We start from the raw sequence: 11,769 nt of genomic DNA on the forward strand, positions 1-11,769 counted from the left end.
ATGGGGTCGACAGCGACCGGCGCACTGATGGGGCTCGCACTGGGGGACGCGCTCGGCTATCCGACCGAGTTCCTGGGCGTACCGGAGATCCAGGCAAGGCACGGCGACTGGCGCGGCCTCCCGCTGCCGGAGCCCGCGCTCATCACCGACGACACCCAGATGACGCTGGCCCTGGGCCGGGCGCTGGAGAGCGCGCGCCGGGCCGGGCCGCTCACCGCCCGGACCCTGGAGCCCCCGGCCCGCGCCGAGTACGTCGCCTGGTGGCGCTCCCCGGAGAACAACCGCGCCCCCGGCACCACCTGCCTCACCGCCTGCGCCCGGCTCGCCGAACCGGCCACCCACTGGACCGAGGCCGCCCCGATGCGCTCCAAGGGGTGCGGCGCCAACATGCGGGTCGCGCCCGTCGGTCTCGTACCGGGCCTCACGGCGGAGCAGCGCTCCGGCGCCGCGCAGTTCCAGGCCGCCCTCACCCACGGCCACCCCACCGCGCTCGCCGCCTCCGACCTCACCGCGTACGCCGTGCGGACCCTCGCCGACGGCGCGCACCCGCACGAGCTGACCGCCCTGCTGCGCGGGTACGCCCGCGCCTCCCGCACCGTCTACCGGGAGGAGTGGCTCGGCGACCTGTGGCGCCGTTCCGGGGACGCCGGCCCGCAGGCGTACACCGCCCGCGGCTGGGACGACTGCCTGGGCGTCCTGGACCGGCTGGACGCCGCGCTGCGCACCCCGGACCGCGAGGCCGACCCCTGTGAGGCCACCGGCGCCGGATGGATCGCCGAGGAGGCGCTCGCCACCGCCCTGTACTGCTTCCTGCTCTTCCCCGACGAGCCGGTCACCGCGGTGCGCCGGGCCGCCGTCAGCTCCGGCGACTCCGACTCCCTCGCCTGCCTCGCCGGGGCGTTCGCCGGGGCCCGCCTCGGCGCCGGGGCCTGGCCCCGGGAGTGGACCGCCCGCATCGAGCACCGCGCCGTCCTGCTGGCCCTGGGCTCCGCCTGGGACGCCTGACCCGCCGGCGGCCGTCCGGTGGGCGGTCGCCGCACACGGCTGTCGGTGGTGCTGGCTACGCTTGATCGTGTGCGTGCGGGGTGTACGCACCGAGGCAGGGAGCAGGACGTGGGCGGACGGGCGGCCGGTGGGGCCGTCGGCACCGGCCCCGGCGCCCCGCCTGTGCACCACGGCGCCACCGCGGCGCCGCGAAAGGACATCGCCCAGTGAGATCCGCACTCGTCATCGGCACGGGCCTGATCGGCACCTCCGTCGCGCTCGCCCTCCAGGCCCGCGGCGTGCGGGTGTACCTGGAGGACCACGACCCGACGCAGGCCCGCACGGCCGCGGCGCTCGGCGCGGGCGCCGCCGAGCAGCCGCCGGGCCCGGTCGACCTCGCCGTCGTCGCGGTCCCGCCCGCCCACGTCGCGGAGACCCTCGCCGGGGTGCTCGGCCGCGGCGCCGCCCGCGCCTGCATAGACGTCGCCAGCGTCAAGGGCGGCCCGCGCCGTCAGCTCCAGGAGCTGGGCTGCGACCTCTCCACCTACCTCGGCACCCACCCGATGGCCGGCCGGGAGCGCTCCGGTCCGCTCGCGGCCACCGCCGACCTCTTCGAGGGACGGCCCTGGGTGCTGACCCCGTCCCCGGACGGCGACACCGAGGTGCTCAACCTCGCGCTGGAGCTGGTCGCCCTCTGCCGCGCCGTCCCGGTCGTCATGGACGCCGATGCGCACGACCGAGCCGTCGCCCTCGTCTCGCACACCCCGCAGCTGGTATCCAGCCTCGTCGCCGCCCGCCTCAAGGACGCCGACGAGACCGCGGTGCGCCTGTGCGGCCAGGGCATCCGGGACGTCACCCGCATCGCCGCCTCCGACCCGGCGATGTGGCTCGACATCCTCTCCGCCAACCCCGGCCCGGTCGCCGACATCCTCGCCGAGGTCGCCGCCGACCTGGACGGCACGGTCCGGGCGCTGCGGGTCCTGGAGTCCGCGGACGAGCAGAAGCGGGGCGGCGGCGCCGAGGACATCGAGGACGTGCTGCGCCGCGGCAACGCCGGGCGCGAGCGGGTCCCCGGCAAGCACGGCTCCGCCCCCGCCGAGTACGAGGTCGTCGCCGTCCACATCGGTGACCAGCCCGGCGAGCTGGCCAGGATCTTCGCCGACGCGGGCCGCGCCGGGGTCAACATCGAGGACGTCCGCATCGAGCACGCCACCGGTCAGCAGGCCGGTTTCATCCAGCTCACGGTGGAGCCGGGCGCGGTGCCGCAGCTCACCGCGGAGCTGAAGGAACGGGGCTGGTCGATCCGCCGCTGACACCGTGGACCACGGGCCGCAAGGGAGCCAGTAACCTTGACGGAGGCCATTCGGCCCGTGGACCCCCGCCCCGTGCAACCAGAAAGGTGTTCACCACCGTGGAAACCGCCGCCCGGACCGCCCCGGCTGCAGTGATTGTCGCCATCGACGGCCCCGCTGGCACGGGCAAGTCCAGCACCTCCAAGGCCGTCGCCGCCAAGCTCGGCCTCGGCTACCTCGACACCGGCGCCCAGTACCGCGCGATCACCTGGTGGATGCTGAACAACGGCATCGACGTGAACGACGCCACCGCCGTCGCCGAGGCCAGCGGCAAGCCCGCCATCGTCTCCGGCACCGACCCGGCCGCCCCGACCATCTCCGTCGACGGCCTCGACGCGGCCGGTCCGATCCGCACCCAGGAGGTCACCTCCGCGGTCAGCGCCGTCAGCGCCGTGCCCGAGGTGCGGACCCGGATCACCGAGCTGCAGCGCACCATCGCCGCCGAGGCGCCGCACGGCATCGTCGTCGAGGGCCGCGACATCGGCATCACGGTGCTGCCCGACGCCGACCTCAAGGTCTTCCTCACCGCCTCCGCCGAGGCGCGCGCCGCCCGCCGCAGCGGTGAGCTGAAGGGCAAGGAGGCCGGCGACCTCGCCGCCACCCGCGAGGCCCTGATCAAGCGCGACGCCGCCGACTCCTCCCGTAAGACCTCCCCGCTGGCCAAGGCCGACGACGCCGTCGAGGTGGACACCACCGAGCTGACGCTGGAGCAGGTCATCGAGTGCGTCGTCACCCTCATCGAGGGCGCGGGTGCCGCGAAGGCGGGGCGGGACGCCCGGTGACCGCCAGCGACGTGGCCCCGAGCGAGTCGGGTGCCGCGGTCGGCCGGCGGATCGGCATCGGCCTGATGTACGGCCTGTGGCGGCCGCGGGTGCTGGGCGCCTGGCGGGTGCCGTCGGCCGGCCCGGTGATCCTCGCGGTCAACCACGCGCACGGCCTCGACGGCCCGATGCTGATGGGCACGGCGCCCCGGCCGGTGCACTTCCTGATCAAGAAGGAAGCGTTCGTCGGCCCGCTGGACCCGTTCCTGCGGGGCATCGGCCAGCTGAAGGTGGACCGCGCCTCCACCGACCGCAAGGCGATCACCGACGCCCTCGCGGTGCTGGACCACGGCGGCGTGCTGGGCATCTTCCCGGAGGGCACCCGGGGCGAGGGCGACTTCGCCTCGCTGCGGGCCGGTCTCGCGTACTTCGCGGTGCGCTCCGGCGCGCCGGTCGTCCCGGTGGCGGTGCTCGGCTCCGCCGAGCGGCGCAGCCGCCTCACCCCGGCGGTGCCGCCGCTGCGCTCCCGCGTCGACGTCGTCTTCGGCGACGCCTTCGAGGCGGGGGACGGCTCGGGGCGACGCACCCGCAAGGCGCTGGACGAGGCGACCGTGCGGATCCAGGGCCGGCTCACCGCCCACCTGGAAAACGCCAGGCGCCTGACCGGGCGCTGACCGACACTTGAGCGGCGGACCGACGCGGCCCGCCGATGACGAAGCCACGCGGCGACGCCGCACAGTGAGCAGGACGAGGAACGGACTTCATGAACGACCAGATCGACACCGGCGACGAGCACGGTGCGCTTGGCGACGCCGAGTACGCGGAGTTCATGGAGCTCGCCGCGCAGGAGGGCTTCGACCCCGAGGAGGTCGGCGGGGACATCGCGGCGGCCGGGCACGGCCCGCTGCCCGTCCTCGCCGTCGTCGGCCGCCCCAACGTCGGCAAGTCGACGCTGGTGAACCGCATCATCGGCCGCCGTGAGGCGGTCGTCGAGGACCGCCCCGGCGTCACCCGCGACCGCGTCACCTACGAGGCCGACTGGAACGGCCGCCGCTTCAAGGTCGTCGACACCGGCGGCTGGGAGCAGGACGTCCTCGGCATCGACGCCTCCGTCGCGATGCAGGCCGAGTTCGCCATCGAGGCGGCCGACGCGGTCATCTTCGTCGTCGACTCCAAGGTCGGCGCGACCGACACCGACGAGGCCGTCGTCAAGCTGCTCCGCCGCTCCGGCAAGCCCGTCGTACTCGTCGCCAACAAGGTCGACGGCCCCTCCGGCGAGGCCGACGCCGCGATGCTCTGGTCGCTGGGCCTCGGCGAGCCGCACCCCGTCTCCGCACTGCACGGCCGCGGCACCGGCGACATGCTGGACGCCGCCCTCGACGCGCTGCCCGAGGCGCCCGCGCAGACCTTCGGCACCGCCCTCGGCGGCCCCCGCCGCATCGCCCTGATCGGCCGCCCCAACGTCGGCAAGTCCTCGCTGCTCAACAAGGTCGCGGGCGAGGAGCGCGTGGTCGTCAACGAACTCGCCGGCACCACCCGCGACCCGGTCGACGAGCTGATCGAGCTGGGCGGCACCACCTGGAAGTTCGTCGACACCGCCGGTATCCGCCGCCGGGTCCACCTCCAGGAGGGCGCCGACTACTACGCCTCGCTGCGTACCGCCGCCGCCGTCGAGAAGGCCGAGGTCGCCGTCGTCCTGATCGACGCGAGCGAGTCGATCAGCGTGCAGGACCAGCGGATCGTCACCATGGCCGTGGAGGCCGGGCGCGCCCTGGTCATCGCGTACAACAAGTGGGACACCCTCGACGAGGAGCGCCGTTTCTACCTGGAGCGGGAGATCGAGCGGGATCTCGTGCAGGTGCCGTGGGCGATGCGGGTGAACGTCTCCGCGCGCACCGGCCGCCACATGGAGAAGCTGGTCCCGGCGATCGAGACGGCGCTCGCCGGCTGGGAGACCCGGGTCCCCACCGGCCGGCTGAACGCCTTCCTCGGGGAGATCGTGGCCGCCCACCCGCACCCGATCCGCGGCGGCAAGCAGCCCCGCATCCTCTTCGGTACGCAGGCGGGCACGAAGCCCCCGCGGTTCGTGCTCTTCGCCTCCGGCTTCCTGGAGGCGGGCTACCGCCGCTTCGTCGAGCGCCGGCTGCGCGAGGAGTTCGGTTTCGAGGGCACCCCGATCCACATCTCCGTCCGGGTGCGCGAGAAGCGCAGCCAGAAGAAGAAGTGACGGCGGGGGCCGGTCCGCACGGCGGTCCGGCCCCGGTCCGGGCCCGGCGCCCGGTCGCACGGATCAGTGATCGTGCGGCCGGGCGCCGCGCGTTCCGGGCGGCAGCGCGGGCAGCGCGCCGCGCGGCCGGTACGGCTGGCGGGCGACGCGCTCCCACTGGCCGGGCGAGGCCGCGGCCCGGCTCCAACTGCTGGAGCCGGGGCCCGGGCCCGGCCCCTCCTCCTCACCGGTCCGGTCGCCGGGCAGCGCCCGGAACGCCCGCCGGTACTCGGCGTAGAGCGCGTCGTAGATCGGGGTGGCCGAACGGCCGGTCGTGGTGGCCCCGGGATCCTGCGACGGACGCATACCGGGGATCTGCTGCGGAGGGCGGGAGCGGGAGAAGGGGTCGTATGGGTGCACGTCTGCACCAACGAACCCGAATCGCCGGGGATGCGGCTTGGGTCCGGAAATGACGGATCGCGGGGGCGTTCCCGTACGGTTCGGCGGGAACGCCCCCGCGATCGGCGGGCTCCGGAGGCTCAGGTGCCGGCCAGCGGCATCTCCCCGGCGACCAGCACGCCCTGGGCCGCGGCCTTCTCCATCGCCTGGCGCATCAGGTCCTCCCGCGGCTGGTGGCCGATGGAGCCGGACGGCGCGGCGTACATCAGCACCGACTGGGACTTGGTGGCGGCGGCCCGCCAGCCGTCGGAGACCGCGAGCGGCTGGTGCGCCTGCCACCAGGCGGCCTGGCTGCCGGTGTTGCCCGGCTGCAGCACGGCGTGCAGCTTGCCCATGGCCAGCAGCGCCGACCAGCCGGGGTTGGGCGCGGGCAGGACGTCCACATCGGTGACCGGGTGGAAACCCTGCTCCAGCAGGAGCGGCAGGAAATCGTCGTCCAGGCTGACCGAACCGGGGCGGGCGATCGGGCCGTCGGGCTCGACGACCAGCGCCGCCCGCAGCTCGCCCGCGACCAGCACCAGCCCGCAGGTGATCCCGAGCGTCGCCTGTCGCTCGCTCACCGGGACCGGGCGGGTGGGCGCCGTCCCGGACTGCTGGGCGGCGGTGATGGACTGGACGGCGCCCTTGAGCTGCTCCTCCGAGACCGATACGACCTGCGAGGGGATGCAGGAGGCATGGGCGAAGGCGAGCACCGCGGTCTCCTCGCCGACGAACAGGACGGTGCTGGTGCGCTCCTGTTCGCTGTCGCCCGGGGTGCGGCAGGAGGTGCAGTCGTAGCTGCCGGGGGCGTCTCCACCGGCCAGCAGGCGGTCGGCTTCTGCGTCGCCGATCTCGGCGCGAACGTCGTCGCTGACGTCGAGCATGCGCGGCACGGGTGGCTCCTCGATCTGTGCGTGGGTGCCGGGGGACCCCGGCTGGTACGGGGCCGGGTGTCGTCCCCGGCTCGCCGACATGGACAACGGGTGAGCGGCGGCCGGAGTCACGCGCGGACCGGCACGGAATCGAACCGATCACCGCACACGGGAATGGACTACCGAAAACGGTCGCCGGGCGCCACCCCCTTACCCGTCATCCGGGGCGACTCGGGCGGGATGCGGAATACGCGCCACAGGTTCCGTCATATGGCTACCGATGGCCTAACTTTCTCGGAACAAGTTGGCATAAGCCCTCAACCCGGAACCGTTCCGCTCGGTCCAACCGTTCAGGAGTCGGGTGCACGACGACCTCCTGAAGGGTGTGCGGGCCCCGTCGCCCGGGCAGGGAGCGGTGCCGCCCGCCCGGTGGAGCGGGAGCGCATACCGCCTCGACGACACGATCAGGCGCAAGGGCGACCGGGAAGCCAGGGGATACGGGACGGATGCAGATCTCATTCCTGATTCACAACGCGTACGGCATCGGCGGCACGATCCGCACGACGTTCAACCTCGCCCACGCCCTCTCCGCACGCCATGACGTCGAGATCGTCTCGGTGCTGCGCCACCGTGACACCCCCGTCCTCGGCCTCGGCCCCGGCGTCCGGCTGCGCCACCTCGTCGACCTCCGCGAGGACAGCCCCGCCTACGACGGCAACGACCCGGCCTTCGCCCGGGCGGCCAAGGTCTTCCCGGCCGCCGAGGGCCGCTTCGGCCAGTACAGCGAGCTGACCGACCGGCGCATCGCCCGGCACCTGCGCCGTATCGAGGCCGATCTGGTCGTCGGCACCCGCCCCGGCCTCAACGTCCACATCGCCCGGCAGACCCGCCGCGGGGTGGTCCGCGTCGGCCAGGAACACCTCACCCTCGACTCGCACAGCCGGGCGCTGCGGCTGGCGCTGCGCGGCGTCTACCCGCGCCTGGACGCGCTCACCACCGTCACCGAGGCGGACGCCACCGCCTACCGCCGCCTGCGGCTGCCCGGCGTCCGCGTCGAGGCCGTGCCCAACAGCGTGCCCGCACCCGGCCTCCCTCCGGCCGACGCCACCGGCAAGTGGGTCGTGGCGGCCGGGCGGCTGGCCCGCGTCAAGCGGTACGACGTGCTGATCCGCGCCTTCGCCGAGGTCGTGGCGGCCCGCCCGGACTGGCGGCTGCGGATCTACGGCGGCGGCTCCGAGAAGGCCGCCCTGCGCGCCCTCATCGACGAGCTGGGCCTCTACAACCACGTCTTCCTGATGGGGCCGGCCAACCCTCTGGAGACGGAGTGGGCCAAGGGCTCGATCGCCGCGGTCTCCTCCAGCCTGGAGTCCTTCGGCATGACGATCGTCGAGGCGATGCGGTGCGGGCTGCCCGTCGTCGCCACCGACTGCCCGCACGGCCCCGGCGAGATCATCGACGACGGCGTGGACGGCAGACTCGTCCCGGTGGGCGACCCCGGCGCGCTGGCCGGGGCGCTGCTCTCCCTGATCAACGACGACGCCGAGCGCCGCCGGATGGGCCGCGCGGCGGTCACCGCCGCCGCCCGGTTCGACCCCGCCCGGGTCGCCGCGCGGTACGAAACCCTCTTCGGACAACTGCTGGACGAGAAGCGGAGCAACCGCCTGCGCGGCGCGCTGCACCGTACCCGCGGCGCCCTGCTGAGCGGTGCCTACGCCACCAAGGACGCGGCGAGCGCCGCACTGAGAGGGGTGCGGACGGTATGAACACCTCGACGCGACCGCCCGCCGCGGGCTCCGGCCATCCGCCGCCGGCCTCCGGCACCGACGGCGCCCCGCCCGGGCTGACCGCCGACACCATCGCCGACTCCGCGGGCGGCCTCACCTTCGACCTCGCCGCCCCGCCCGGCGTCCGCACCACCTGGAGCGCGGCGCTGGTGCTGCGGCTGCGCGGCGCGGACGCCGAGGAGGTCCGGCTGCCGCTCGGGCCGAACGGCGCGGGCGGGCTGCGCGCCGTCCTGCCCAGCACCGTCGCGCTCGCCGAGGGCCGCTGGCAGGTCTACGCCGACCTCGGCGACGGCCACGCCCCGCACCGGCTGCTGCCCGGCCTCAACGACCTGCGCTCCCTGGTGGACCGCCGCCCGCTCGCCGGCATCGGCCGCCTCGGCGTCCGCATCCCGTACACCACCAAGCTCGGCAATCTGGCGCTGCGCAGCTGGCTGCGCGGACCGCACGCCGAGGCCGGGGACATCCTGGTGGAACGCACGGGCATGACCGTCGAGGGCCGGCTCTACGGTGCGCTGCCCGGGGAGGGCGCACATGTCGAGGCCCGGGCCCGGCGTACCGCGGGCGAGGGTGCCACTGTCACCGTCCCGCTCACCGCCGACGGCGCCCGTTTCTCCTTCACGCTGCCGTACGCCGGTCCGGTCGCGCACTGGCGTGGTGGCAGCGATCCGTGGGACCTGTGGCTGGTGCCCGCCGAGGGCGCGCCGCCGGTGCGGATCGGCCGGCTGCTGGACGACGTCGCGGACAAGAAGCAGATCTTCGCCTACCCCACGATGCCGGTCCCGGCGGCCGGCGCGGAGGTCCGGGTCGGCCCGTACTACACGCTCGACAACGATCTGGCGCTGCGGGTCACGGGCCCGGAGACCACCGGCTGACGGCGGCTCAGGCTCCGGTTCCCCCGTGCCGGGCCGTGGCCGGGCGGGCGGCGTCGGCGGCCACCTCCGGGTGGTGCAGATCGAAGGCGGGCGACTCGGAGCGGATGCGCGGCAGGGTGGTGAAGTTGTGCCGCGGCGGCGGGCAGGACGTCGCCCACTCCAGGGAGCGCCCGAAGCCCCACGGGTCGTCCAGCGCGGTGCGGGCGCCGTAGCGGGCGGTGTGCCAGACGTTGTAAAGGAACGGCAGTGTGGAGGCGCCGAGCAGGAACGCGCCGATGGTGGAGAGCGTGTTGAGGGCGGTGAAGCCGTCGGCCACGAGGTAGTCGGCGTAGCGGCGCGGCATGCCCTCGACACCCAGCCAGTGCTGGACGAGGAAGGTGAGGTGGAAGCCGGTGAAGAGCGTCCAGAAGTGGATCTTCCCGAGCCGTTCGTCCAGCAGCCTGCCGGTGAACTTCGGCCACCAGAAGTAGAAGCCGGCGAACGTCGCGAACGTCACCGTCCCGAAGACCACGTAGTGGAAGTGGGCGACGACGAAGTAGGTGTCGGTGACGTGGAAGTCCAGCGGCGGTGAGGCGAGGATGACGCCGGTCAGTCCGCCGAAGAGGAAGCTCACCAGGAAGCCGACCGACCAGAGCATCGGCGTCTCGAACGACAGCGAGCCGTGCCACATCGTGCCGATCCAGTTGAAGAACTTCACCCCGGTCGGTGCCGCGATCAGGAACGACATCAGCGAGAAGAACGGCAGCAGCACCGCCCCGGTGGCGAACATGTGGTGCGCCCAGACCATCACCGACAGCGCGGTGATCGCCATGGTGGCGCCGATCAGCATCACGTAGCCGAAGACCGGCTTGCGGGAGAAGACCGGGATGATCTCGGTGATGATGCCGAAGAACGGCAGCGCGATGATGTAGACCTCCGGGTGGCCGAAGAACCAGAAGAGGTGCTGCCACAGCAGCGCACCGCCCCACTGCGGCTGGAAGACGACCGCCCCGAAGCGCCGGTCCGCCTCCAGCACCAGCAGCGCCGCCGCCAGCACCGGGAACGCCATCAGCACCAGCACGGAGGTGAAGAGGGTGTTCCAGGTGAAGACCGGCATCCGGAACATCGTCATGCCCGGCGCCCGCAGGGTGATGATCGTGGTGATGAAGTTGACCGCCCCCAGGATCGTCCCGAACCCGGCCAGCGCCAGCCCCATCACCCACAGGTCCGGGCCGACGCCGGGGGAGTGGAACGCGGAGTTCAGCGGCGCGTACGCGGTCCAGCCGAAGGACGGGCCGCCGTCCGGCGTGAGGAAGGCGCCCAGGACCATCAGCCCGCCGAAGAGGTAGAACCAGTACGACAGCGCGTTCAGCCGGGGGAAGGCGACGTCCGGCGCCCCGATCTGGAGCGGCATGATCTCGTTGGCGAAGCCCGCGAACGCCGGGGTGGCGAAGAGCAGCAGCATGATCGTGCCGTGCATGGTGAACGCCTGGTTGAACTGCTCGGCGCTGATCAGCTGGAGCCCCGGGCGGGCCAGCTCGGCGCGCATCACCAGCGCCAGCACCCCGCCCACGAGGAAGAAACCGAACGACGTGATCAGGTAGAGGTGCCCGATCTTCTTGTGATCCGTCGTCGACAGCCAGTCGGCCAGCACCCGCCCGCGCCGCCGCGCCCGGACCGGCGGGCGGGCTGCTGCGGTGTCGGTTCCCATGCGCGGCACCTCGTTCGTCGGGGCGGACCGGTGCCGGGCGGCAGCCGGACCGGGAGACCCGCCACATGATGCGCGCGGCGTTCGGGCGGTGCGAGGGGGCGCTCCGGTCCGTTCCGGGCGATTCACCCGCTTCCCCGCGCCGGTGCCACCGGGCCGCCGCGGGGGAGCGGCGGGCGTCCGCCGGCCGCTGCGCGGGCCGATGTGCGAAAACTGTGTGTGGAATGTGTCTCATTTCGCGGCCGGGCGCGGCCGGTGAATTCCTCCGGCGGCCGGGAATCCACGGGGCGGTTCAGGGGTAATTCCGGACGCGCTCACCCCTACGGGTAAAGGATGAGCGCGGGGTGTCCGGAATTCGCGCCCGGCGTAATGGCGGCCGCTTTGATTTCCACCCGGATGCGCCGGTGTACGGCGCGTTGGAGTGACGGAAGTTACCGCAAACGCCGGGGCCTTGGCTGTGACACAAGTGTGACCAATGAAAGACCGTGAAGAGACCGGGGCGCGGAACCGAACGCCCTTCCGCGTGTCGCCGCGGGCGCCTACCGTGGCACCCATGGCACCCGAACCACAGCTTCCGAACGAACCCGACGACGACCCCGAGGCGTACGTGGGCCTTGCCCGGCAGGAGGCCGAGGAGCGCGCCGGCGGCCGCGGCTGGAGCACCGTCCGCTCCCTGTCGCCGGGCGCGCTGATCACCATGGAGTACCGCGCCGGACGGCTCAATTTCGAGGTCGAGGACGGCCGGGTACGCCGCAGCTGGCGGGGGTGAGGAGCCTCCGCGGACGACGAAGGCCCCGGCCGCTCTCAGGAGCG

11 protein-coding genes are annotated in these 11,769 nt (G+C 73.6%); 8 read left to right on the forward strand and 3 right to left on the reverse strand.

Annotation, left to right across the window (positions count from 1 at the left end; all coding sequences use genetic code 11):
• The 5 genes from ACF1BH_RS08400 to der all read left to right on the forward strand — a co-directional run bounded on the left by ACF1BH_RS08400 (nt 1) and on the right by der (nt 5,324).
• Nucleotides 1-1,005 (forward strand): ADP-ribosylglycohydrolase family protein, encoded by a 1,005-nt coding sequence (locus ACF1BH_RS08400; protein ID WP_391641652.1) that lies wholly within the window; start codon nt 1-3, stop codon nt 1,003-1,005.
• A 206-nt stretch (nt 1,006-1,211) separates the two neighbouring features.
• Nucleotides 1,212-2,297: a prephenate dehydrogenase gene (locus tag ACF1BH_RS08405; protein ID WP_391641653.1), complete on the forward strand. Its 1,086-nt coding sequence runs from the start codon at nt 1,212-1,214 to the stop codon at nt 2,295-2,297.
• Nucleotides 2,298-2,395: 98 nt separating this feature from the next.
• A complete protein-coding gene (gene cmk / locus ACF1BH_RS08410; RefSeq protein ID WP_391641654.1) occupies nt 2,396-3,118 on the forward strand; it encodes a (d)CMP kinase in 723 nt (240 codons plus the stop codon).
• Complete coding sequence (locus ACF1BH_RS08415) at nt 3,115-3,771, forward strand: lysophospholipid acyltransferase family protein (protein ID WP_391641655.1); 657 nt, start codon at nt 3,115-3,117, stop codon at nt 3,769-3,771. The genes cmk and ACF1BH_RS08415 overlap by 4 nt, the downstream gene beginning before the upstream one ends.
• An 89-nt stretch (nt 3,772-3,860) precedes the next feature.
• Nucleotides 3,861-5,324, forward strand: a complete 1,464-nt coding sequence (gene der / locus ACF1BH_RS08420) for a ribosome biogenesis GTPase Der (RefSeq protein ID WP_391641656.1) — start codon at nt 3,861-3,863, stop codon at nt 5,322-5,324.
• Between the two features lie 63 nt (nt 5,325-5,387).
• Here der and ACF1BH_RS08425 read toward each other — a convergent pair whose 3' ends face one another.
• Both ACF1BH_RS08425 and ACF1BH_RS08430 read right to left on the reverse strand, forming a co-directional pair.
• Nucleotides 5,388-5,723 carry a hypothetical protein gene (locus ACF1BH_RS08425; protein WP_391641657.1) on the reverse strand — a complete coding sequence of 112 codons (336 nt, stop codon included), beginning with the start codon at nt 5,721-5,723 and terminating at the stop codon, nt 5,388-5,390.
• Between the two features lie 119 nt (nt 5,724-5,842).
• Nucleotides 5,843-6,634: a hypothetical protein gene (locus ACF1BH_RS08430; protein ID WP_391641658.1), complete on the reverse strand. Its 792-nt coding sequence runs from the start codon at nt 6,632-6,634 to the stop codon at nt 5,843-5,845.
• 485 nt (nt 6,635-7,119) lie between these two features.
• On the opposite strand from ACF1BH_RS08430, the gene ACF1BH_RS08435 reads away from it, so the two are divergent.
• Nucleotides 7,120-8,376: a glycosyltransferase family 4 protein gene (locus ACF1BH_RS08435; protein ID WP_391641659.1), complete on the forward strand. Its 1,257-nt coding sequence runs from the start codon at nt 7,120-7,122 to the stop codon at nt 8,374-8,376.
• Nucleotides 8,373-9,269 (forward strand): hypothetical protein, encoded by an 897-nt coding sequence (locus tag ACF1BH_RS08440; RefSeq protein ID WP_391641660.1) that lies wholly within the window; start codon nt 8,373-8,375, stop codon nt 9,267-9,269. Before ACF1BH_RS08435 ends, ACF1BH_RS08440 begins: the two co-directional genes overlap by 4 nt.
• Nucleotides 9,270-9,276: 7 nt before the next feature.
• On the opposite strand, the gene ctaD is transcribed toward ACF1BH_RS08440, so the two are convergent.
• Nucleotides 9,277-10,959, reverse strand: coding sequence for a cytochrome c oxidase subunit I (ctaD, locus tag ACF1BH_RS08445; protein ID WP_391641661.1), 1,683 nt, complete (start codon nt 10,957-10,959; stop codon nt 9,277-9,279).
• A gap of 550 nt (nt 10,960-11,509) precedes the next feature.
• On the opposite strand from ctaD, the gene ACF1BH_RS08450 reads away from it, so the two are divergent.
• A complete protein-coding gene (locus tag ACF1BH_RS08450; protein ID WP_391641662.1) occupies nt 11,510-11,725 on the forward strand; it encodes an I78 family peptidase inhibitor in 216 nt (71 codons plus the stop codon).
• Nucleotides 11,726-11,769: the final 44 nt, after the last annotated feature.

This window comes from Streptomyces sp. NPDC014733, from assembly GCF_043083385.1.
In the GTDB taxonomy this organism is placed as follows: Bacteria; Actinomycetota; Actinomycetes; order Streptomycetales; family Streptomycetaceae; genus Streptomyces.